The sequence below is a fragment of the Hymenobacter armeniacus genome, assembly GCF_014699055.1.
GTDB classification, from domain to species: Bacteria; Bacteroidota; Bacteroidia; order Cytophagales; family Hymenobacteraceae; genus Hymenobacter; species Hymenobacter armeniacus.
Map to the genome: position 1 here is coordinate 451,091 of NZ_JACXAC010000006.1, position 22,913 is coordinate 474,003.

General features: G+C 63.0%; 20 protein-coding genes. 4 read left to right on the forward strand and 16 right to left on the reverse strand.

The genetic code is table 11. From position 1 onward, the window contains the following. Window positions 1–73: 73 nt before the first annotated feature. The 3 genes from IC234_RS19340 to IC234_RS19350 form a co-directional block, all read right to left on the reverse strand. On the reverse strand, window positions 74–1,087 hold the full coding sequence (locus IC234_RS19340; RefSeq protein WP_190927897.1) for a glycosyltransferase family 9 protein: 1,014 nt from the start codon (window positions 1,085–1,087) through the stop codon (window positions 74–76). 148 nt (window positions 1,088–1,235) lie between these two features. Further along, entirely contained in the window at window positions 1,236–1,700 is a 465-nt protein-coding gene (locus IC234_RS19345; RefSeq protein WP_046244611.1) for an Lrp/AsnC ligand binding domain-containing protein, read from the reverse strand. Between the two features lie 416 nt (window positions 1,701–2,116). Next, entirely contained in the window at window positions 2,117–4,333 is a 2,217-nt protein-coding gene (locus IC234_RS19350) for a protein-disulfide reductase DsbD family protein (RefSeq protein ID WP_190927899.1), read from the reverse strand. Between the two features lie 268 nt (window positions 4,334–4,601). On the opposite strand from IC234_RS19350, the gene IC234_RS19355 reads away from it, so the two are divergent. Then, a complete protein-coding gene (locus tag IC234_RS19355) occupies window positions 4,602–5,933 on the forward strand; it encodes a hemolysin family protein (RefSeq protein ID WP_190928170.1) in 1,332 nt (443 codons plus the stop codon). A gap of 27 nt (window positions 5,934–5,960) precedes the next feature. On the opposite strand, the gene IC234_RS21950 is transcribed toward IC234_RS19355, so the two are convergent. Further along, entirely contained in the window at window positions 5,961–6,377 is a 417-nt protein-coding gene (locus IC234_RS21950) for a TM2 domain-containing protein (RefSeq protein ID WP_223827786.1), read from the reverse strand. A gap of 476 nt (window positions 6,378–6,853) precedes the next feature. After that, a complete protein-coding gene (locus IC234_RS19365) occupies window positions 6,854–7,366 on the reverse strand; it encodes a gamma carbonic anhydrase family protein (protein ID WP_190927903.1) in 513 nt (170 codons plus the stop codon). A gap of 71 nt (window positions 7,367–7,437) precedes the next feature. On the opposite strand from IC234_RS19365, the gene IC234_RS19370 reads away from it, so the two are divergent. Next, on the forward strand, window positions 7,438–7,941 hold the full coding sequence (locus tag IC234_RS19370; protein ID WP_190927905.1) for a hypothetical protein: 504 nt from the start codon (window positions 7,438–7,440) through the stop codon (window positions 7,939–7,941). Here the strand turns inward: IC234_RS19370 and IC234_RS19375 are convergent. The 6 genes from IC234_RS19375 to accD all read right to left on the reverse strand — a co-directional run bounded on the left by IC234_RS19375 (window position 7,938) and on the right by accD (window position 13,086). Next, the gene (locus IC234_RS19375; RefSeq protein WP_190927907.1) at window positions 7,938–8,921 is read right to left on the reverse strand and encodes a radical SAM protein; all 984 of its coding nucleotides are present in this window, start codon (window positions 8,919–8,921) and stop codon (window positions 7,938–7,940) included. The two genes, IC234_RS19370 and IC234_RS19375, sit on opposite strands and share 4 nt — an antisense overlap. A 106-nt stretch (window positions 8,922–9,027) precedes the next feature. Further along, window positions 9,028–9,801: an endonuclease III domain-containing protein gene (locus IC234_RS19380; RefSeq protein ID WP_190927909.1), complete on the reverse strand. Its 774-nt coding sequence runs from the start codon at window positions 9,799–9,801 to the stop codon at window positions 9,028–9,030. A gap of 132 nt (window positions 9,802–9,933) precedes the next feature. Continuing rightward, a complete protein-coding gene (locus IC234_RS19385; RefSeq protein ID WP_190927911.1) occupies window positions 9,934–10,650 on the reverse strand; it encodes an OmpA family protein in 717 nt (238 codons plus the stop codon). Between the two features lie 223 nt (window positions 10,651–10,873). Then, on the reverse strand, window positions 10,874–11,149 hold the full coding sequence (locus tag IC234_RS19390; RefSeq protein ID WP_223827787.1) for a YMGG-like glycine zipper-containing protein: 276 nt from the start codon (window positions 11,147–11,149) through the stop codon (window positions 10,874–10,876). 170 nt (window positions 11,150–11,319) lie between these two features. Continuing rightward, window positions 11,320–12,069, reverse strand: a complete 750-nt coding sequence (locus IC234_RS19395) for an OmpA family protein (protein ID WP_223827788.1) — start codon at window positions 12,067–12,069, stop codon at window positions 11,320–11,322. 111 nt (window positions 12,070–12,180) lie between these two features. Beyond that, window positions 12,181–13,086, reverse strand: a complete 906-nt coding sequence (accD, locus tag IC234_RS19400) for an acetyl-CoA carboxylase, carboxyltransferase subunit beta (protein ID WP_190927914.1) — start codon at window positions 13,084–13,086, stop codon at window positions 12,181–12,183. A 360-nt stretch (window positions 13,087–13,446) separates the two neighbouring features. On the opposite strand from accD, the gene IC234_RS19405 reads away from it, so the two are divergent. Both IC234_RS19405 and IC234_RS19410 read left to right on the forward strand, forming a co-directional pair. Further along, complete coding sequence (locus IC234_RS19405) at window positions 13,447–14,469, forward strand: OmpA family protein (RefSeq protein ID WP_317173414.1); 1,023 nt, start codon at window positions 13,447–13,449, stop codon at window positions 14,467–14,469. Between the two features lie 96 nt (window positions 14,470–14,565). Continuing rightward, window positions 14,566–16,005: a hypothetical protein gene (locus IC234_RS19410; protein WP_190927916.1), complete on the forward strand. Its 1,440-nt coding sequence runs from the start codon at window positions 14,566–14,568 to the stop codon at window positions 16,003–16,005. 78 nt (window positions 16,006–16,083) lie between these two features. Here IC234_RS19410 and IC234_RS19415 read toward each other — a convergent pair whose 3' ends face one another. The 5 genes from IC234_RS19415 to IC234_RS19435 form a co-directional block, all read right to left on the reverse strand. Further along, on the reverse strand, window positions 16,084–18,855 hold the full coding sequence (locus IC234_RS19415; RefSeq protein WP_190927918.1) for a TonB-dependent receptor: 2,772 nt from the start codon (window positions 18,853–18,855) through the stop codon (window positions 16,084–16,086). A gap of 662 nt (window positions 18,856–19,517) precedes the next feature. Continuing rightward, entirely contained in the window at window positions 19,518–20,531 is a 1,014-nt protein-coding gene (locus IC234_RS19420) for an MBL fold metallo-hydrolase (protein WP_190927920.1), read from the reverse strand. Window positions 20,532–20,574: 43 nt separating this feature from the next. Then, window positions 20,575–21,303 carry a hypothetical protein gene (locus IC234_RS19425; RefSeq protein ID WP_190927922.1) on the reverse strand — a complete coding sequence of 243 codons (729 nt, stop codon included), beginning with the start codon at window positions 21,301–21,303 and terminating at the stop codon, window positions 20,575–20,577. A 119-nt stretch (window positions 21,304–21,422) separates the two neighbouring features. Then, complete coding sequence (locus IC234_RS19430; protein ID WP_190927924.1) at window positions 21,423–22,148, reverse strand: SGNH/GDSL hydrolase family protein; 726 nt, start codon at window positions 22,146–22,148, stop codon at window positions 21,423–21,425. Window positions 22,149–22,275: 127 nt separating this feature from the next. Beyond that, window positions 22,276–22,908: a hypothetical protein gene (locus tag IC234_RS19435; RefSeq protein WP_190927926.1), complete on the reverse strand. Its 633-nt coding sequence runs from the start codon at window positions 22,906–22,908 to the stop codon at window positions 22,276–22,278. Between the last annotated feature and the right edge of the window lie 5 nt (window positions 22,909–22,913).

Below are 22,913 nucleotides of genomic sequence, written 5' to 3' on the forward strand. Positions count from 1 at the left end.
GACCTTCTCACGCCAGAACAATTCTGCTCAGCCGTGAGAAGGTCCTTCGTTGCACTCAGGATGACAAACGATTTTAAGATGACATAACCGGCAATGTGGCCAGTAGTTGCCCCACCTCAACAGTGTGCGCGCACCGAAAATGCCCCAGCGGGCAAGCCCCGTGCCCGTGGAGCCCGCAGGGCTTGCACGGCAGCGGCTCCCGGGTTTCCACCACGAACGAAACCGGCGCCAGCGGCCCAAACCCAAAGGCCGGCACCGTAGAACAAAACACCGCCGTAACCGGTGCCCCCACCGCCGAGCACAAATGCATGGGCGCCGAGTCGTTCACGTAGTTCATCACCGCGCCGCGCATCAGCGCGGCCGAGGCCAGCAGGCCGATTCTTCCGGCCAGGTTCACTAGGTTTTCGCGGCCGCTGGCGGCCGCCAGGCGCTCGCAGGCGCCCACGTCGGGCGGGCCGCCCAGCAGGTACACGCGCAGGCCGGCGGGCAGCTCGGCCAGCAGCTCCAGCCATTTGTTTTCGGGATACTGCTTGGTGAACCACACCGAAGTGGGCGCAATGCAGATGTACGGCCCCGCCGCGGCGTAGGGGGCCACGGCCGCTTCATCGGCCGCCAAAGGATACAGCCGGGGGGCCAACAGCGGCGTGGGCACCGCATCGGTGAGCAGGCGCAGGTTGCGCGTCACTTCGTGGGTGCCGTCGCCGATGGCGTGCGGCACGCGCCGGGTAAAAAACCGGCTCAGCGGGTTTTTGGCAAAGCCCACCCGCTCCGGCGCCCGCGAAAAAGCCGTGAGAAACCCCGTGCTGGCAAAACGCTGCAGCGTGACCACGCGGCGGTAGCGAGCCGCCCGAATCTGGCCCAGCAGCTGCCACAGCGCCGCATACTTGCGGTGCTTCTTGTCCCATATCAGCACGCGCCGCACGTGCGGGTGGCCGGCCAGTAAGCCTTCGTTGCCGCGGCGCACCAGCACATCCACCGGCGTGCCGGGCTCGGCGTGGTGCAGGTATTCCAGCAGCGCCGTCATCAAGATGACGTCACCGATGAAAGCAGTTTGGATGAGCAGGGTCGCGGGCGAAGACTCGGGCATGGGCAGAACGCAAAATTACGGCGGGCCGCCCGCGTTGGGCCGGGGCCGCAAGCCCCGGACGGCCGCCAACCAAAAAAAAGACCAGCCGCACGGTCCGGGAGAATCCCGAACCGCACAACTGGCCGTTGCTTTCATAAAGTCTGTACGGCTACGTTAGCTGCGTAGGCCGGTTCACCACTTCTTCGAGCGAAATAAGCGTTTCGGTGCGCTCAATACCGTCGATGGGCTGAATGCGGTCGTGCAGCACATCGCGCAGGTGCTGGGTGTCGCGGCACACCAGGCGGGCAAATACGCCATAAGCGCCGGTGGTGAAATGAATGCTCACCACTTCCGGAATGTCGCGCAGCTGGTTCACCACGCTGGTATACACCGAGCTTTTCAGCAGGTAGATGCCCAGAAATGCACTCACGCCGTAGCCAAGCTTTTGGTAGTCGATGCGCAGGGTAGCGCCCTGCACGATGCCGATTTCTTCGAGCCGGGCCATGCGCACGTGCACGGTGCCGCCCGAAACATTGACCTTGCGGGCAATTTCCGTGTACGGCATCTTGGCATCCTGAATGAGCAGATTCAGGATGTTGCGGTCGGTGTCATCAAGTTCGTAATTTCTAGCCATGTTTTGCAGAGGAGGATTAAAAGGAAAGCGAAATTAAGGCCTACAAATTGAAGGTATTGTAAATTTTTAGTTAAACGGTGAAATTATTTGCACCATCTAACTTGTCCTCTTACATTTGTTACAATCCAAGGCAGAAGGCCACGGCAACAGCGTAGCGGTGAAAAGTGGACAAATAAACGCAGATTTTTTTGCGGTTTGTCACTTATTACTTACTGATTGGACCTTTCCAATCTCTACGGCCGTGGTTGGATACGGAGGAGAAGAGGGGAAAACGAGGCATTGCATCTGGGTGGGTGCATGTCTCACACAAGTAAGAGGCGACCTCTGGGTGGGGGTCGCCTCTTCGTGCTTTAAAACGATTGTGGTAACGGGCAGCTGCTACTGCTCAGGTACGCACTGGCTAATCAGACAGTTGCCTAACGCGTTGCTACCGGGCGGCGCTGAGCGTGGTATTGCTTCACGCCCGCTTGCAGATACTTGCTAAACTTCTCCACGCTAGGCTCATAGGCAATGGGCGCCAGCAGGGGCTTGTTGCCCGTGTCGTTGGGGTCGAGCAGCACGTAATAGGGCTGCGCGTTGGCGTTGAACCTGCTGATTTGAAAGTCCAGATTTTGCTCGCCCATGGTGGCTTTCACGCGGCCGTCGCGCGGCGAAGTGTACCATTCGGCGTTGGGCAGCGTGGTTTTGTCGTCGGCGTAAAGGGCCACCACCACGTAGTCGTTGCTGAGTTGGCGCAGCACTTCCTCGTGCGACCACACGTCGGCTTCCATGCGGCGGCAGTTGCCACAGTTGTGCCCCGTGAAGTCGACGAAAATGGGTTTGCCCTGCTCCTTGGCGCACTTAATAGCTTCCTGCAGGGTGAAAAAACCGTTCAGGCCCAGCGGCAATTCCAGGATGTCGGCGTAGCGGGCGGTGGTGCAAGTGGCCGCGCTGCCGGCCGTGGCCACAGCCGGAGCTGCAGCGCCACTTGAAGCAGCCAGGCTAAAGTCGTGGCGGGTGGGCGGCGGCACCAGGGCCGACAGCGTGGGCAGCGGCGCGCCAAACAGGCCCGGCACCAAATACACCGCAAACATGAAGGCCACCATCGACAGCACCAGCCGCGGCACGCTCACGTGCGGGGTTTCGCTGTCGTGCGGCAGGCGGATTTTGCCCAGCAGATAGAAGCCCAGCACGGCCGCCAGCACTATCCAGATGGTGAGGAACACCGGGCGCGGCACCAGGCCCCAGTGGTAGGACAAATCGGCTGAGCTCAAAAACTTAAACGCCATGCCCAATTCCACAAAGCCCAGCACCACCTTCAGCACATTCAGCCAGCCACCCGAACGGGGCAGCGACTTCAGCCAGGTGGGAAACAGGGCAAACAGGATGAACGGCAGGGCGAAGGCGAGCGAAAACGCCAGCATGCCCAGCGTGGGCCGCAGCAATTCGCCGTTGGCCGCCGCAATGGCCACCGACCCCACAATGGGCACGGTGCACGAGAACGATACCAGCACCAGCGTGGCGGCCATAAAGAACAGGCCCGTCCAACCGCCTTTGTCGGCCTGGGCGTCGGCCTTATTCACCAGCGCTGAGGGGGCGTTGATTTCAAACAAGCCCAGAAATGACAGGCCAAACACAATGAAAATCAGGAACGACACCACGTTGGGCAGCCAGTGCGAGCTGATGAAGTTGGCCGCATCGGCCCCGAACAACAGGCTGAGCAGCACGCCCGCCCCCGTGTAGATGGCCATGATGGACAGGCCGTAGCCGCAGGCCATGAGCACGCTGCGCCGCCGCGTGCCGCCCATGCTGGTGAAGTACGACACCGTCATGGGGAGCATGGGGTACACGCAGGGCATAATCACGGCCAGCAGGCCGCCGCCGAAAGCCAGCAGCAGGTACTGCCACAAGCTTAGGCCTACGCCGGTGCTGGGGTTGGCACTGGCCGCCACCGCGGCAGGAGCCGCCGGGGCCGCTGCAGGCGCTGCTTCCGGGCTCGTGGCGGGCGCTGTGGCGGCGGCCGGTGCTGCATCGGCTGGCGGCGTCACGGCCAGCGTGGCGGCCACTGCGCCGGAAGAATCTTTCGAAGCCGTGGTGGCCACGGCGGTTGCGGGTTGGGAGGGGCCGGCCGGGGGCGTCACGGCGCCGGTGGCTTTGGCCGGGGCGGCCGGACCGGTCACGGTGAGCGGGCCGAAGGTGAGCGGGTCGTTGCCGGGCACGCAGCGGCCGTCGACGGTGGTGCAGCTCTGGTAGTCGGCGGTGGCTGAGATGGTGAGCGGGCCGGGCTGCAGCACCTTGATGCGTTGGCGCAGCTGGCCGGTTTTTTCCCAGAAAGCCACTTCGCCTTTAAAAATTTCGTCCTGCTCGTGGTGCGACTTCACCGATTGCAGCTTGCCCACCAGCGCGTAGGCCGGGCTGGGCTTGAAGGCCACCGTGAACACCACCGGGCCTACTTCGTCGCTAAAATCGGAAGCGTACAGGTGCCATTTGTCGTCGATGCGGGCGTTGATGACCAGTTCCACCTCCTCGCCCACTTTGGCGGCGGGCTTGCTCAGCGCCGTGCTCAAATGGGTGGGCGTGAGCACCTGGGCGGCGGCCGAACCGGCCAAAACCAGCCACAGGGCCACGCATTTTACTATCCAAAGATTCTTCATTGCTTACAAATATTCGCGCGGACGGGTTGGCCGCGTATGCGCCAACAACAGGCCAGTTGGCCGGGCCGTTGCACGCGGCTGGCCCGTTGGTGTCCGTAATTAGTCGTAAAAAGTTGCGGTTGCTTACACGCGCTTGCTGCCACAAAATAAGGGCGTCCTTACCACAAACTGCTGCGCCAAAAGTTCAGCCGGCCAACCACCTGCGTCAAACTGCGTACTTTTGAGCAACAAAGGCCCCCAGACCGACCGCGTCGCGGGGGCCGCCAACATGGGTTTACAATTACTTTTCACCGTTTTACTTGTCTTAGTAAACGGCTTTTTCGTGGCCGCCGAATTCTCGCTGATTCGCGTCCGCCTCTCACAACTGGAGGTTAAAGCCAAGGAAGGCAGCCGCCTGGCCGGCCAGGCCCTGGGGGTATTGCGCAAGCTATACGACTACCTGTCGGCCACCCAGCTGGGCGTCACCATTGCCTCGCTGCTGCTCGGTGCCGTGGGCGAAGAGCTGTTTACGGAAATATTTGCCGAGTTGCTGCCGCGCCTGGGCATGCCCGTGTCGGCGGTCACGCTGCACACCATTGGCGTGGGCCTGGGCCTCATCATCCTCACGTTTTTGCACGTGCTGTTTGGCGAGTTGTTCCCCAAGGCGCTGGCCATTCAGCGGCCCGAGGCCGTGAGCCTGGCCCTGGTGCTGCCGCTGCGCGGCTTTTACTACATCACGCGGCCGCTCACGTGGTTCCTGTCGAAGGCGTCGAACCTGCTGCTGGGCGCTTTCGGTGTGCACAATGCCCACGGCACCGAGGCCCACACCTCCGACGAGTTGCGCCTGCTCATCGACCAAAGCAAGGAAAGCGGCGAGATTCAGGACTCGGAACACGAGCTAATTGAGAACGTGTTTCAGTTCAACGACCGGATGGTGAAGCAGATTATGGTGCCCCGCACCAAGCTGTCGGCCCTCGACGTGAACGCCCCCGCCGACCAGATTCTCGACACCATTTTTAACGAAGGCTACTCGCGCCTGCCGGTGTACGAAGGCAACATCGACAACATCGTGGGCGTGCTCAACGTGAAGGACCTGCTGCCCATCATCCGGCGCGGCGAGCCCGTGGATTTGGCCCGCATCATGCGCGCGCCCTATTTCGTGCCCGAAACGAAGAAGATTAACCGCTTGCTGCGCCAGTTTCAGCGCAAGCACATCGTGATGGCCATCGTGAGCGACGAGTTCGGCGGCGTGTCGGGCATTGTCACCATCGAGGACATCATGGAAGAGCTGGTGGGCGAAATCCAGGACGAGTACGATAACGAGGTGCCCGTGGTGGAGAAAGTGGCCGATGACGAGTACCGCGTGAACCCCGCCACGCCCATCTCCGACGCCAACGAGTACCTCCCCTTCCCCCTGCCCGAAGGCGAAGACTACGAAACCGTGGGCGGCCTGCTCAACGTCATTTACGGCAGCATTCCAGAAGTGGGCGACGTGGCCGTGCTCGACCCCTACGAATTCCGCGTGCTGCAACGCTCGCGCCGTGCCGTGGAACTTGTGCAGCTCCGCGTGACCACGCCTTTGGAGCGCGAAGCGCCGCGCGGGGAGCTCGATGAGCTGTAGGTAGCAGCGGGCAACAGCCGGAAATCGTTAGAAGAAACGGTCGAAATACTCGCCGTCTTTGGGTGCAAGGCTTCCGGTCAGGATGCGCACGATGTCGCTTATCAGCCAGGCCTGCACCGCAAAAGCTACTAAAACCGCCACTGTGATAAAGCCACCGTAAGGCCCGCCGAACGCAATTGCCAATAGTCCAAGGGTGAGAAACATCGCGGCGGCGGCGGTCAGGCCCAAGTAAAGGAAGCCCCGGCCCACGTACCCCAGGTAAAACTGGTGAGCCCCAAAAACGCCCAGCAGCAGCGCGAGGACCACAGCCACGCCTTTGCTCCGCTGGGGCACCGTATCGTTGGCCACGCGTGCCGGCGCCCCGCGTTCGGCAGAATGCCAGCTGCTGACGCGGGCCCGCCGCGGCGCAATCGTCGCAGCCGCCACCGGCTGGCCAACCAACAATTTGCGGGCAGTGGCGCTGGGCGGGCGGCGGAATCGCCTAGGCCAAGGAGCCACGGCCTGCCCCGCGCGCTGTCCTGATAACCCGGCGCGGCGCGGGAGAGCAGCAGTTACAGCAGCGGGAAGGACCGGTGAAGAAGCCAGTGCAACTGTATCCGGCTCCGGCCCGACGGCTGCAGATGTACCATGAGTGGGCTGAAACGAGAAAGCGGCCCGTTGGCAGCCTGCGAGGGCGGCGCCCGTCAGCAACGCGCCGACCCAAGCCAGTCGCACCAAGTAAAAAAGGGTCATGGGGAACGTGTTCTATGAAATGCGCCACGAAGTACCCCGGCAACGCAAGGAGTGGCCAAACCGAAGTTTTGCCTAATCAGACTTTAATAATACGATTGAAGCTTATAAAGAACAGTGCTACTTCATTCATTACTAGACCATAAAATACAATACGCGCGCCAAAATCAGGGACTTTCTACCGCTGCAAACTACTGCAGCCAGCTGGCGTAGGTCTGGTAATTAGCGGCCGTGCGGCGCAGGCCTTCGCGCTGTTCTTCCGTCACGGGCTTGATTTTTTTGGCCGGCACACCGGCGTAGAGGAAACCGGGCTCACATACGAAATTTTCGAGCACCACGGCTCCGGCCGCCACGATGCAGCCGGTGCCCACCACGGCGTGGTCCATCACGATGGCGCCCATGCCGATGAGCACGTCGTCCTCCACGGTGCAACCGTGCACCAGCGCCCGGTGCCCGATGCTGACGCGGCTGCCAATGGTAAGAGGTGCTTTTTGGTAGGTGCAGTGCAGCACGGCGCCGTCCTGAATGTTGGTTTCGCTGCCGATGCGGATGCGGTGCACGTCGCCCCGAATGACGGCCGTGAACCAGACCGTGCAGTTCGAGCCCAGCACCACGTCGCCGATGATGGTGGCGTTATCGGCCACGAAGCAGTCGGCAGGAATTTGCGGAAAAATGCCGTGAACGGGTAATACGAGGGCGGGCATGGCGATGTAGTGTAGTAGTTCGGCCGTAAATATGCGGCCGTTTGTGGTTCGGCAGCTTAGTGCATTGCCTTATGCTTTTTCAGGAACGGCAGGTATTCGTCCGGCGCTGGTGGCCGTTGTTGTTAACACCCGCAGTAGTAGTAACCACGCTGCTCTGGCTAGTACCAGCCAAAGGGGCGCCCAGCGCAACATCCGATATGGTGGCCGGCATGGTAGCGGCTACGATGGGCTTGCTCGGCATCGGCCTGCTGCTCATGCTTCGGCTCGAAACCCGCCTAAGCAAAACGGGAGTATACTATCGGCTTTTCCCCTTGCACTGGCGCTGGCAGCTGTGGCCTTGGGCCGAAATAACGCAAGCCTTCGTGCGCTCCTACGACCCACTGGGCGAATACGGCGGCTGGGGACTAAAAGGCTCGCGTCGCAACCGCGCTTACAACATCTCCGGCGACCAAGGCCTGCAATTGGTGCTGCGCAATGGCAACCGCCTGTTGCTGGGCACCCAACGCCCAGCCGAAATCACACAGGTCCTGACCCAGCTGGGCGTGCCGGGCCAAAGCGCTACGCCAGCTAGCTAAACGCCCACCAACCGCTTCCAGGTGCCTTTTTCCCAGTTGTACTTGAGCGTGCTGGGCAGGGCCTGCCAGAAGTATTTGCTGGTTTCGACCGCGAAGCTGGGCTGCATGTAGCAATTAATAGTGCAGCCTTCGCAGGCGGGCAGGCGGCCTTCCAGCGCGGCCAGGCGCTGGGTTTCGGGGGCGTGGTAGAGGTCGAACAGCTGGCCGCCGATGGGGAATTTCTGCTCGCCGAGGTGGTAGCAGGGCAGCACCAGCTCGTTGCTGGGCGAGATGACCAGCGTGGTGCTGGCGGCCCGGCACACGGGCGCAGCCACGTGGTTGCCGCCGTCGCGCCGCAGCTGGATGAAGGCCTCGTTCAGATACACGCCCTTGCGCTTGCCAAAGGCCGAGAGGTAGTCCAGCTCGGCGGGCGTGAGCTGCTCGCCGGTTTCCACGTCGCCGTACTCAAAGGCCGGGTTCAGGATGAGCACCAAGCCGTTGGGCTGGGTAATGTCGCGGTACACGGCCTCCAGGTCCGCCAGGTTTTTGCGGAACACGGTGAAGAGAATGTCCGGCCGCTCGCCCAGCTCTTTGGCCACGCGAATGCTTTCGAGCACGAAATCGTAGCAGGCCACGCCCCGGCCTAGGTCGTGGGTGTCGCGGTCGGCCGAGTCGAGCGAAAAATGCAGCATGTCGACCTTGCCGCGCAGCTTCTCCGCGTTTTTGGGGTAGAGCAGGCCGTTGGTCGTCACGGTGGTGATGAAGCCCATCGCGCGCGCCAGCCCCAGAAACTCGGGCAGCTGCCGATGCAGCAGCGGCTCGCCACCGGTAAAATCAATCACCGACACGCCCAGCCGCTTCAGGTCGCGCAGGTTTTGCGTCACGTCTTCCAGCGTGATGTAGGGCGAGGGCTTTTCCCATATATCGCAAAATGCGCACTTCGCATTGCAGCGATACGTCACGTAATAATTGCAGAGGACGGGGTGCTTGACGAGGCGCATGGCGGTGGCGCAGACTTGTGGTCTGCGCGTGAGTGACTTCCAGGCGCAATAACACGGTGCGCCCGTATAGTTTTCGACTCGCGGACTAAAAGCCCGCGCTACAAAGCTAATGCGGCAGCTTGCCCCAGGCGGCCGCGTCCCACTTATCGGGCGTGGCGGCCAGCGCTTCGGCCGTGGCTGGCTCGAAATGTTCCTCGTAGTAGCTGCAGAACCCTTTCAGCGGGCAGCGCGCGCAGTTCGGCTTCAGGAAAAAGCAAATCTGCTGCCCGTGCCAGTAGTTGTGCTTGTGGAAGTTAAACAGCGTTTCGCCATCGGCCGGCAGCAGGGCCAGCAGCACGGCATGGGCCTTCTCTACCGATACTTTTGGCCCCAAAAATCCCACCCGCTGCGCCACCCGATGCACATGCGTATCGACGGGCAGCACCGGCTTGTGGTAGTTGAAGAGCAGCAGCAGCGAAGCCGTTTTCAAGCCGATGCCGGGCATGTCGGTCAGCCAGGCCATGCCTTTTTCCAACGGCCACTCGGCCAGAAAATCCAGGTCGAACGGCCCGCCCGTCTCGGCTCGAATGCGGCGCAGAATCTCCTGAATGCGCGGCGCCTGCGTGTCGGGCCAGCGCGTGGTCCGAATAGCGTGGGCCAGTTCGGTGGTGGGCGCCGCCTCCACCCCGGCCCAGTCGCCGAAGGCTTCCAGCATGCGGTCGTAAGCCAGTTCCTCGTCGGCGTGGGTGGTGCGGTGCGAGAGAACCGTCGAAATCAGCTCGCGCATGGGCGTGCGGCGCGGCTCGGGCGGCAGGTGCCCGTAGAAATGGTCGAGAATCTGGTGGTCGGCCCAGGCTTTTTCGGCGGCCGCGGAAGCGTAGGTAGCGTCGGGGGAAGGCATTGGGGGTGTACCTGCGGCCGAGCCCCAAGGTTGCCCTCCGGGGCAGCTCAGCCGAAAAAGCATAAAAAAAGCGACCTGTGAGGTCGCCTTTTTTAGTTGAATACCGGCTGCTCTTACACAGCCGGCTTGGTCTTACAGTTGGCCTTTCTTGGCGGCCTTCTGCATTTTCTCGTTGGCGAAGATGGCTACTTCTACGCGGCGGTTGGCGGCTTTGCCAGCGGCGGTCGAGTTGTCGCCCACCGGCTGGGTCGAGCCGTAACCCGTAGCCGTGATGCGGCCGGCATCCACGCCTTGGGCCTGAATCTCATTCGACACAGCCTGGGCGCGACGCTCCGAGAGGGGCTGGTTGATGGCGTCCGAACCCGAGCTGTCGGTGTGGCCTTCAATCACCACGTTGGTGTCGGCGTACTTTTTCAGGGTAGCGGCCAGCTGGTCGATGTTGCCGGCAGCTTCCGGGGTCAGGCTCGACGAGTTGGTGGCGAACAGGATGCCCGAAGCGAAGGTGATTTTGATGCCTTCGCCCACGCGCTCCACTTTGGCGCCTTCAAGGTCGCGACGCAGCTCAGCAGCGGCTTTGTCCATTTTGCGGCCAATGAGGGCACCGGCGGTGCCGCCCACCACGGCGCCGATGATGGCACCTTTGGCCGTGCCCGACTTGCCACCAATGAGGCGGCCGGCCACGCCACCGGCCACAGCACCACCCAAGCCGCCAATGAGGCCGCCTTTGAGGGTTTTGCTCATGCCTTTCGGCTTATCCGTCGAAACGGTGGTGGTTTGGGCCTGCGCAAAGTTGTTTACCAACAGCAGCAGGGCCAGCAGAAACGTGAGTGACGAACGAAGAAATTTCATGTTTAAAAAAGGGTTTGGATAAAAGATGCCGGCAAAAGGCCGAATACAGGGTATTGAGCCGGCAAGTACGCCATTTGCAACCACCTTGCCAAACTCCCCGGCCGAACCGAATAAATGGCCAGACGAACGGCTTTGTGCTTTCGTTGAGCCACAAAAAAAGGACCCGGCCACAGGGGCCGGGTCCTTTGCTCGGGGAAGCGTGCGGCCACGGGCCGTTGCCTCCTTACTTTTTGCGATAGGCTTCGTAGCGGGCCGGGTCTTTTTTCTTGTCCTTGTTGCGGCCAATGAGGCCACCGCCCACCACACCGGCGGCACCGCCGATGATGGCGCCCTTGGTGCCGCCGAGCACGGCCCCGGTCACGGCACCAGCGCCACCGCCGATGGCGGCACCCTTGGCCTTATTGCTCCAGCCTTTTTTGGGCGTTTGGGCCTGCGCGGCCGAGCCGGCCAGCATCAGAAAAGCAAACACCATCAGGAAATATATTTTGAACGTCTTCATGGCAAAAATGAATTAAAGATTGAAATAACAACCCGCTTTTAACGCAGCCACTTTGGCGGAGGTTGCCCCAAAGGCCCGCGTATTTTTGGGGAATAATCACAAAAAAAAGCCACCCGCTTGGGAGGCCTTTTTATTAAATGGCAATGGGTTGAACCCCTGTGAAGACGAGCTTAGAGCGTGCCGTTTTCGGCGGCTTTCTTCATCTTCTCGTTGGCATAGATGGCGATTTCTACGCGGCGGTTGGCCTGGCGGCCTTCGGCCGTGCTGTTGTCGGCCACGGGCTGGGTCGAGCCGTAGCCGGTGGCCGTGATGCGGCTCGACGACACGCCTTTGTTGATGGTGGAGCTAGCCACGGCCTGGGCGCGGCGCTCGCTCAGCGGCTGGTTGATGGCGTCGGTGCCGGTGTTGTCGGTGTGGCCTTCAATCAGCACGTTGGTGTCGGGGTATTTCTGCAGCACAGCGGCCATCTTGGTGATGTCGGCTTCCGAAGCCGGACGCAGGTACGACGAGTTGGTGTCGAAGAGAATGCCCGAGTCGAAGGTGATTTTGATGCCTTCGCCCACGCGCTCCACTTTGGCGTTTTGCATGTCTTTCTGCAGGTCGGCGGCTTGCTTGTCCATTTTGCGGCCAATCAGGGCGCCGGCCGTGCCACCGGCGGCAGCACCAATGATGGCGCCAATGGCCGTGCCTTTGGCCCCGCCGCCAATTACGCGGCCCAGAATGGCGCCAGCGGCAGCCCCGCCACCCGCGCCGATAAGGCCGCCTTTGGTGGTTTTGCTCATGCCCGTTTTGCGAGCGCCGGTGCCGTTGTTGGTCGACAGGTCGGGCTGGGTGCTGCCGGCTTGCTGCGAAGTGGCGCAGGAGCTAAACAGCAGCACGAAGGCCATCAGAACCGAAAGGAGGGATTTGGAGGTGTTCATTAGGGAAAAAGTTGGTGAGTGTTTGGCCGTATACGGGAAAAGCCCGTTCCGGTGACAGGAACAGGCTTTTCAAGAAGTGTGCCGAAAGTAAAAAGCGTGCTTTGGAGCTTGCTAGTGGGCTTTGGGGGCGGTGCGCCGGGCTTCGCGCTGCTCCGGCACGGCCGCGGCCGGCGCCGGCCGCAGCATGCCCAGCAGGTCGGCGAGGCGCTGCTTTAGCTCGCGGCGGTCCACAATGAAATCGAGGAAGCCGTGCTCCAGCACAAATTCGGCGCTCTGGAAGCCCTTGGGCAGGTCCTTGCCGATGGTTTCTTTGATGACGCGCGGGCCGGCAAAGCCGATGAGGGCGCCCGGCTCGGCAATGTTAAAATCGCCCAGCATGGCAAACGAGGCCGTGACGCCGCCGGTGGTGGGGTCCGTCAGCAGCGACACGTAGGGCACGCCGGCTTCCGAAAGCAGGGCCAGCTTGGCCGAGGTTTTGGCCATTTGCATGAGCGAGTAGCCGGCTTCCATCATGCGGGCGCCGCCGGAGCGCGAAATCATCAGAAACGGAATCCGGTTCTGGCGGGCAAAGTCGATGGCGCGGGCAATTTTCTCGCCCACCACCGAGCCCATCGAGCCGCCAATGAACTTAAAATCCATGGCGGCCACCACCAGCGGCTGGCCGGCGCTCAGGCCGTGGGCCGAGCGCACGGCGTCTTTCAGGCCGGTGTTGCGCTCGGTGGCCGCCACCCGCTTGGGGTATTCCTTGGTGTCGACGAAATGCAGGGGGTCGCCAGACGTCAGGTTGGCGTCGAGCTCGGTGAACTGGCCGTGGTCGAAGAGGAACTCGAAGTAGTCGGCGGCGTCGATGCGGTCGTGGTAGTTGCAGTTGCCGCACACGTACAGCAGGCGCTTGTGCTCGGCCATGGTCACCACGGTTTTGCATTCCTGGCACTTGTGCCAGAGGCCGTCGGGGGTTTCTTTTTTCTGCTCGGTGGGGGTAACGATGCCCTTCTCTACGCGCTTAAACCAGGCCATATTGTTAGCTTTTAGCTGTTAGCGGGTGGCTAGTAGCTGATATTTCTTAGGAAGAACCGCAGGCTTCGGGCCGGCGGCAACGGATGAAACAGGGCGTCAAAGATAAGCCAAACCGGCTGCGTTCGGCCACAGTGCCCGGCCATTGCTGCGCCGGACGGCGGTAGTTTACGCAAGCGCTACGGTTTGGTGCGCCACCCGCCCGGGCCCGGCCCGCCCCGGCGGCGCGGAAAAAAGCCAAGCGGACAACGGCTCTGCGGCAAGTTTCTACGGCCGGGCCGGCCGCTAAGCGCTACCTTGCCGCACCAACGTGGCCGGGCAGTCTGGCCGGTATTGGCGTGGTATCTGCCATTCCCTCTTTTCGTGAAAACCTTCTCTCCTGCCCTCCTGGGCCTGCTGCTGCTCGCCGCCCCGGCCCTCAATGGCTGCGTGACGGCCAAAAAATACGACGACCTCAGCGCCCGCCAGCGGGCCGATGCCCAGGGCAAAGACGCCGCCGAGCGCCAGCTGCGCACCACCACCGCCGAGCTACAAAAAGCCAGCGACGAGCTGGCCCAACTGCGCCTCACTCAAAAGCGGCTGGTGACCGACTCGGCCGAAACCGGCGCCGCCTACCGCAAAACCCGCACCCTCTACAACGAGCTGAACAACAGCTACGACAAGCTGCTCAAAAACAGCGACCGGGAGCTGGCTAATAAGTCATCTGACTACAACAAAGTGGCTAGAGACCTGGCTCGCCGCGAAGCCGAGCTGGGCGAGTTGGAAACCACCCTGCAAAAAGCCAAAGCCAACAACGACCGCCTCGCCGCCGACCTCCAGGCCCGCGAAACCCGCCTGACGGAACTCACCAAAGCCCTGGCCGACAAAGACAAGGCCGTGGACGACCTGAAAGCCCGCGTGAGCAAGGCCCTGCTCAGCTTCAGCGGCAACGACTTGCAGGTGAAGCTGAAAGACGGCAAGGTGTACGTGTCGCTCTCGGAGCAGCTGCTGTTTAAATCCGGCTCGACCAAAGTGGACCCTAAAGGCCAGGAGGCGCTGAAAAAGTTGGCCACCGTGCTGCAAGAGCAGAAAGACGTGAACGTGGTGGTGGAAGGCCACACCGACAACGTGCCCATCCTTCGCGGTACCGCCGGCATGACCGACAACTGGGACCTGAGCGCCCTGCGCGCCACCGAAATCGCGCGCCTGCTCACCACCAGCGGCGTGGCGCCGGAGCGCGTCACGGCGTCGGGCCGCGGCCAGTACGTGCCCGTGGCCGCCAACGACTCGCCCCAGAACAAGGCCCTGAACCGCCGCACCGAAATCATCCTCACGCCCAAGCTTAACGAGCTGTTTCAGATTCTGGACAGCAACTCGGCCACGCCAACGGCCCCGGCTGGAAAATAAGGTGTTAGCTTAGTAAAAGGGCTTAATTTTTGCTGCCTTGTCTGCGCGGCAGCCGAGGTTGGGTGCTGTTGGCTTCCACTTCCTTTCCCTTTTTCTATGCTTACAGCTTTTCGCTTTCGCAGCCTGCTTGGCGCGCTTTTTTTGTGGCTCAGCAGCAGTTCTGCGGCCTGGGCTTCGCACGCCCTGGGCGCCGACATCACCTATGAATACGCGGGCACCGCGGCCAGCCCCGACCAGTACCACGTTACGGTGCGGCTGTTTCGGGACTTGGGCTCGCTGGTAGACGACCCGTATGTGACCCTTAATGGCGGCCGCAACGGGTGCAGCGCCACCACGCTGGGCGGTTTCACGATGATGGTGCCGCGCAGCAGCCGCACAAGGGTTTCGGCGAGTTGCAACAGCACGCCAATCAATTACGAGCTTAGCACCTACGACGCCCTCGTGCAGCTGGCGCCGGCTAGCTGGACGCTCAGCGTTGAAATGCCAAACCGTGCCTCCGGCATTGCCAACATCATTAACTCACTTAACCAGAGCGTTTTCGTTAAAACGGAGCTAAATAATAGCAGCGGTCTGGTCAATTCTTCGCCCCGCTTTCTCGTCGACCGCCTCATTCAGCTGACCACCTCGCTGGCCCCGCAGCACTACAGCATTGGTGCTTTCGACAGCGAAGGCGATTCGCTGGTGTACCGGCTGGTGCAGCCCCTGGCTAACCCAACCCCCGCGGCTCCGTGTGGCATGCTCACCAGTGGGGCCATTGCGCCGCACTTCCAGCTTGATGCCGCTACCGGCGAGTTGGTGACCGTGGGCGGCCCCACGCAACAGGGCTACTACGCGCTGGCCGCTCGGGTTGACGAATACCGGCGCGTGAACGGTAACTGGCAGCAAATCGGGAGCATCACCCGCGACATGGCTTATTTCGTGTTCGCCGGCACCAACCAAGCGCCGGTTTTCACCCGTGTGGCGCTGGACAGTGCCCCCGGCGGCCAGCTCCTGGGCCAGACCATTCCTGCCAATCCGGGGACCACGCTGGCGCTCCGGCTCACGGCCACCGACCCCGACGCCGGCCAAACCCTGGCTCTGTCGAGCAGCTTCCCCGGAGTGGTGCAGGGCGCCACGTTCCAGGATTTGGGTGGCGGGCAGGCGCAGCTTAATTGGCAGATACCCGCCACGCTCGCTCCCGGCCGTTACCTGCTGGCGGTTACGGCCCTCGACAATTATTGCGCAGCGCCGGCCTTTGCCGTGGTCACGGTTCCGGTGCTGGTTACGCAGCGGGTGCTGGCTGCCCGCACGCGGCAGGAGCTAGCGCAACCGCCTTTCCCCGTTCCATTCCGTGAGGTGGTGCAGTTTCAGTTTGCCGGAAAAGGCGTGCAACCCGTCACTATTTCGGACGCCCTGGGCCGCCAGGTGGCACGCTTGGAAACGGCCGCCGATGGGCGCGTGGCATGGCAGCCGGCCACGGCGCTATCCGCCGGCCTCTACTTTGCCCGGAATGCGGACGGTACCCAGGTAGCCCGGCTGCAATACAGCGACAAGTGAGACTGGCCCCGCTGGTCATCCATTAAAAAAGGCCCCTCAGATGCTGAGGGGCCTTTTCTTTTTTAAGCTGCGCAGAGCTTACAGCGTGAAATTTACGCGGCCGAAATAGAACGCGCCGTTGAAGCCGAACTGGTTGGAATTATACAGGAAGCGGCCGCGGTTGGTGGCGTCCAGGGTAGAGTAGGCCAGGCTTTGCTCGTTGTTGTTGGGGTCCTGGTAGAGGCGGTCGGGATACACGTTGAACAGGTTGTTGACGCCCACGCTCAGGCCGATGTTCTTGATAACCTGGGCGCTGATGGTCAGGTCGGTTACCCATTTGGCCGAGAAAGTCTGGTCGATTTGCGAGCGGGTGGGGTCAGCGTCCTTGGTTTGCACCTCGCCGAAACGCACGGTGCGCAGGTTCACGCCGAAGATTTTGTAGCCGTAGTCAGCCGAGAGGTTGATTTTGCTGCGGGGCTGGCCGTTTTCGAGGCGCGCGCGCTGGGCGCGGTCAAAGAGCGTGTTTTGCAGGCTGGCGTTGTTGTCGATGAAGGCCGAGCTGTTGAAGCTGCGCACCACCGTTTCGTTGAAGTTGGCGGCGGCCGTCAGGGTCAGGCGGCTGTCGGGGCCCAGGGTCAGGCGCTCATTGGCCACGATGTCGATGCCCTGGGTGCGGGTGTTCACGGCATTGGCAAAGAACTGCACGCCCTGCACCGGGTTCTGGCCGGGGCGCTGGTTGGCGGTGAGAATGCCGGCCACCACGGTGTTGTTGCGGCTGAACTGCGACGAGAGCACAATCCGGTCGCGGATGTCAATCTGGTAGGCGTCCACGGTCAGTGTAATGGTTTTCAGAATGCGCGCCGTGAGGCCCACGCTGTAGTTGGTCGACTTTTCCTGCTTCAGCGAGCCAATGCCGAAGGCTTTGGTGATGGGGTCGTCGTTATTAGTGGTCAGCACTTCGCGCAGCTCGCCGCTGGTGAACTGGGTGCTGGAATTGGTGAAGTAGCGCTGCTGCAGCGAAGGCGCCCGGAAACCATTGCTGATAGCCCCACGCAGGGCCAGCCCGTCGAGGATGCTGTAGCGGGCGGCCACTTTACCGCTCACGTTGGAGCCGAAATCGGAGTAGCGCTCGGCGCGGCCGGCGACATTTACCAACAGCTTGTCGGTCAGGTCGCTTTCCAAGTCGAGGTAGCCCGACACGTTGTTGCGGCTCTGGTTCAGGGCATCGGACGGCCGATAGCCGGCGAAGCCTTGCGAGCCCGCGGCGGCTGGCGTGCCATTCACCGTGCGCGGCCCGAGGATGTAGGAGCCCGATTCGCCAGCGTTAATCTGGAAATTATCGACCCGGAACTCGCCGCCGAAAGCCACGTTCAGCGTCGCCAAAGGCCCTACTTCAGTGAATTTGCGCGAGAATCCCAGGTTGGTGGTGTTCTGCTGGAAAGCCAGTTGGCCGGCGTAGAAGCGGGTGGGGCTGGTGCCCACCGGCAACGAAGCGTTAATCGTGTTGGTGATGTCGTAGTCCAGCGCGTTGCGGCCGTAGGTATTGCTCAAATCGGCGGCGAAGCCCAGCACTTGGCCGCGCAGGCCCACGATGGCCGAGCCGTCGTTCACGGTGCTGTTGATGAAGGGCAAAAAGCCGTTCGGGTAGATACTGGCGTCGGTTTGCGTAACCTGCGTGGGCAGCCGGTAGAGGGCGCCCGAGCGGCCCGTGCGGCGCGTGAGGCCACCCGCGAAGTAGACTTCCAACCCGATGCTGGGGGCCAGCGTGTAGGCCGCGTTCACGAAGCTGCCGTAGGTGCGGGTGTCGGCGCTACCCACCCGGATGTCGCGGCGGTTAAAGCCGTTCTGTGCCACCAAGGCGTTGTCGCGGGCTTTCAGGTCAAGCTTCTGCGCGTCGGTGAGGCCGCTGGGGTAGTTGCCGCTGGTGGTGCCCAGGTAAATGAGCGGGGCCGTATCGAGGCCGCTACGGTCCACGTAGCTGCGGTTCGAAAACTGCCCGCTCACGTTCACGAAGCCGCGCCGGCCGAGGCCGAAGCCCAGGTTGGCATCGGCCTGGAAGAGCTGGCCGTCGCTCTTGCTGGTTTGGCCGGCGGTGCTGCTCACGCTCACGCCGGTGGTGTCGTCTTTCAGCTGAATGTTGATGACGCCGGCAATGGCGTCGGAGCCGTACTGGGCCGCCGCGCCGTCGCGCAGCACCTCAATCCGCTTGATGGCGGCGGGCGGAATCACGTTCATATCGGTTCCCACCGAGCCGCGCCCGGGCGTGCCGTTGATGTTCACGAGGGCCGAGGTGTGGCGGCGCTTGCCGTTCACCAGCACCAGCACCTGGTCGGGGCCGAGGCCGCGCAGGGTGGCCGGGTCCACAAAGTCGGTGCCGTCGGTCACGGTCTGGCGCGTGCTCTGGAACGAGGGCGCGATGTAGGTCAGAATCTGCGTCACGTCGGTCTGGGCGTAGGCCTTGATTTCGCGGGCCGAAATCACGTCCACCGGCGCGGTGGTGAGGATGTTGGAGCGGCCCTCGGTGGCGCGCGAGCCCGTCACCACCACTTCGTTCAGCTCGGTTTGGTTGGCGGCGAGGCGGATTTCGAGGGTGGTGCGGCCGTTCAGGGGCACGGTTTGGGTGAGCGAGCCCACGGCGGAAAACACCAGCGTGGCCGTGCCCGGCACATTGGAGAGCGAGAAACGGCCGTCGCCGTCGGTGCTGGTGCCGTTGCTGGTGCCTTGCTCCAGCACGGTCACGCCGGGCTGGCTTTGGCCGGCGGCGTCGAGGACGCGGCCGGTCACGGTGAGGTTTTGGGCCCAGGCGGCGGCCGTGGTCAGCCACAAAAGCAGCGCCAGCAGCCCGATTCGGGTAGTTGTTGCGTGTATCATAAGAAAAGGGGAAAAAGCGGGATTCCGGCGGCCGCCGCAGCGGATTGTGAAGCCGGACAAACCCAGAAAAAAGAAAAGCCACAGCGGCCATTGGCCGGAACTGCCCACGCGGCAGCCCCGGCACCAATTGGCACCCATTAAAAATCAAAAAACTATATATACCAGAAATACCTAAAAGGTTGTCGCACGACTACCCGGCGGTGCGCCAGGCGGCACCGGGACAGCATCCCGCTTTTTTTCTGGTCTGGCATTCAGCCGGCAGCCCTATCAGGCCACACTCGCCGGCTAACGCCCTGTTCTAACAACAACAGCAACAGCACCCCACCACGGCCGCGCACACGGGCGCGGACAGGCTGGCAAGGTTCGGGGAAAAGCTGGTGGAAGCCAGCCGATTTCCCAGGGAAGGAGCGGCTGCGAGGGTTTGTATCACGGGGCAAAGATAAAGCCGGATGCCGGGACCACGACTGCGGGCCGGCATCGAGCGGGTATAAGCCGCCGGCGCGAAAATTGTTTTGGAGGCGGCTCAGGCATACTGATAATGCTGTCCCCCTGAGCGCAGCGAAGAACCTTATCGCGCTTGGGTAAAAAGAATTACCACAAGCCGTTTTGACGTGATAAGGTCCTTCGCTGCGCTCAGGATGACGGACGCCCCGGCCGGCCTTCTATCCCTCCCACCAGCGCGAGTTGAGCGGGCCCGCCGCCACATCGACGCGCTGGCCGGGGGCGGGTAGCAGCAAGGGCACTCTGGCATCGGCGGCTTCGAGCAGGCGCTGCACGGGCTGCCGCCAGGCGTGAAACGCCAGGTTGAACGTGCCCCAGTGCAGCGGCAGCAGCGGGCCGCCGCCCAGCAGGCGGTGGGCGGCCAGGGCGTTGTCGGGGCCCAGATGAATGTCGGCCCATTCGGGGTCGGAGGCCCCAATTTCCAGCGTCACCAAATCGAACGGCCCGTAGGCCTCCCCTATCTGCCGGAAGGCTTCGTCGAAAGGGCCCGAGTCGCCGCCGAAAAAGACCTTGTGCGTGGGCCCCAGCAGGCACCACGAGGCCCAGAGCGTGTCGTTGCGGGTGAGGCCGCGGCCCGAAAAATGGCGCGCCGGCGTGGCCACCAGGGTGAAGTCGGGTGCCAGCGCGGCCGACTCCCACCAGTTCAGTTCGGTGATGCGGGCGGCGGGGACGCCCCAGCGGCGCAGGTGCGCGCCCACGCCCAGCGGGCAGAAAAACGGCACGGTGGTTTTGGCCAGAAAGCGAATGGCGGCTGGGTCGAGGTGGTCGTAATGGTCGTGTGAGAGCACCACGGCATCCAGCCGGGGCAGCTTATCTAAGGGCAGCGGCGGGGCAAAAAAGCGCTTCGGCCCCATCAGCTGCGAGGGCGAGGCCCGCTCGGCCCACACCGGGTCGGTAAGGATACGGCGACCGTCGACTTCGAGCAGCAGGGTGCTGTGGCCCAGCCAGGTGGCCCGCAGCGCCGTGGCCGGCACGGGCGCGGCCAGCGCCGCGGCATCGGCCCGAAAAGGGCCCAACGGGGCGAGGGGTTCCCGCTCGGCTTTCTCAAACAGCCAGCGCTTCAGCAGCGCGCCGTAGCCCGAGAGTGGGCTGACGGTGGTGGGCAGGGTGTTTTCGTAGGTTTTGCCGTTGTAGGCGGCTTGCAGGCGGGGCGCGGAGGCAGTTTGGGGACTCATGGCCGCTGCAGACGCACGGCCGGCCCACATATTTTGCGGCGGCTTAGCGCAGCTTGTAGGCCAGCCCCAGGCGCAGCGTGCGCGCGTACACTTCGGGGCTGGCGCCCAGCAGCCCGCGCTGGTAGTTCAGCAGGCCGTGCGAGTAGCTGGCATTGAAGCCCAAGCGCTGGTACCACACGGTGGCATCGGCCCGCAGGCGGGCGTCGAAGCGGCTGGCGGCGCGGCTGGGTTGGTCAACGGCCCAGTTCAGGTTGCCGTTGTAGGTGCCGCTGCCTTTTTCCCGAAAGCCGAACACGTAGGCGGCCTCCGGTCCGGCCAGCACGTCAATAGCCAACGCCTGTGCTTTGAAACGGTGCCCCAGTCCCACAAAGGCCGTTGCGTGCTGGGCCACGAGCTCGGTGCGGCCATCGGCGCGGTAAGCTCCCGAGAATGAACTGATGCCGGGCGGCGTATAGTAGAGCTGGGTGATGGCGGTGCGGCTGCGCAGCCACTCGTAGCCCAAGTCGAAAGCCACCAAACCATTGCGTTGGCCCACGTGCTGCACCCGGGCTCCCAGCGCCAGGCCCGCACCCAGCCGGCTGCTGTAGGGATTGTTGGTGTAGCCGTTGGGCTGCCCAAAGTTGTTGGCGAAGTTGACGAACGACGTGCCCTCGGCGCTGGGCCCGCCAAACCAGAACAGCCCGACGCCGGCCCGGCCACTGATTTCGGTATCCTGAGCCGCTGCCGGCAGGGCCACTGCCAGGAGCGGCAACAGAAGAAGAGTGCTTTTCATGTCGGGGAAAGGGTGGTGCGAGGTTGCCGGACCGGCAGCCCGCTCCCCGATGACCGGCAACTGTCCCAGGCCGTTGCACGGCTTTGCCTCCTGCCTTCAACCCCTTCAGCAGCAGCCGGCTATTTTACGGAAAGCAGCGCCTGCGCTACGGGTAGGGCGCGCTCGGCCCATAGCCGCATCTGCGGGCCCGAGTAGTGAAGGCCGTCGCTGGTGAACTGGCTGCTCGTTCCGGCCGCTGCCCGGGTCAGGGGCGTGATGTCGACGAATGCCACGTTGGCCTGGCGGCATTCGTCCTGCGCCACGGCGTTGAATTGGTCGATTTCGAGCCCAATAGTGGCCGGGGCGCGCCCCTGGCGCTGGCCAAAAGGCGACTGCCCCCAATCGGGGATGGAGAGCACCACCACGCGGCCCGGCCGGCCGCCGGCAAAGCCAACGGCCTGCTGCAGCAGCGCCCGGAACTCGACGCGGTACTGGGGCACCGATTGGCCTCGGTATTGATTATTCACCCCAATCAGCAGCGACACCAGCCCGTACGAAGAAGCCGGCTTAGCCGCGGCAAGGGCGTCTTGCAGTTCGGCCGTGGTCCAGCCGGTGCGGGCAATGTAGTCGGGAGCGGCGACGGCCGGGCCCTGGGCCGTGAGCAGGCCCGCCAGCTGTGTGGGCCAACGGTCGGCGGCGGCCGCACCTTCGCCAATGGTATAGGAGTCGCCCAGCGCGAGGTAGGTGAGCGCCGTGGGGCTGGCGGTGCCCCCGCCGGAGCCAGCCGCCGGCGCCACTTCCGGCGTGGCGCAGCCCGTGCTGCCGGCCAGCAGCACGGCCAGCGCAAAAGAAAACAACCGATTCATGCGTACGATTTCAGGCCACAACCGCCGCACCTACGCCAATGGTGCCCGCGCAGATTGCAAAAGCCCCCGCCAGCCGGCTTTTCATTACCGGCCGCAAGGGCTTTTGTGCAGAAACTGTTTTCGGGCGCTAGAAGTCGACTTTCAGGCCCAGTGCCAGCGTCAGCAGCTGGCCGATTCCGAGGCCGCCGTTGCGGTTGTTGAGGTAGCTGGCCAGGTACAAGTCGTTGCTACCCAACTCATAATACGCCGATATTTTGCGCGGCTGACCGGTGGCCGAAATGGGTGGCGCCAAAAACGTGAGGCGGCTGCCCAGCAGCGGCCCGTAGCGCGTATCGGTCGAGAACCAATAGTAGTCGCTCGAATACTGGCCCTTCAGCTCGTCGTTGAGGGTGCCGTGGGTGTAGCTGAAATAGGCGCCCACCGTGAGCGGCACCACCTGAAACTTCTCGCCCACCGGCAGCCGGAACGGCGAGTACATGAACTTGAGCGAAGCCAGACTGAGCGTGGAGCCCGCGTAGTACTTGGGCACGTAGCCGAGGAGGATGTCGGTTTCGAGGCGGTTTTTCGAGAATTCGTAGCCGGCACCGGCGGCCACCATGCCCAGGCCGCCGCCGGTTTGCAGGGCCAGGTGGGAGGGGCGGTACCAGGGGCGCTCGGTGCGGGGCGCCGCCTGCGCGGGCTTGCCGGTGGTGGTATCGGGCGGGGTGGCGGCGGCAGCGCGGAGGCTGGTCAGCAGCAAGGCAAAAAATAGCGTTTTCATACTCC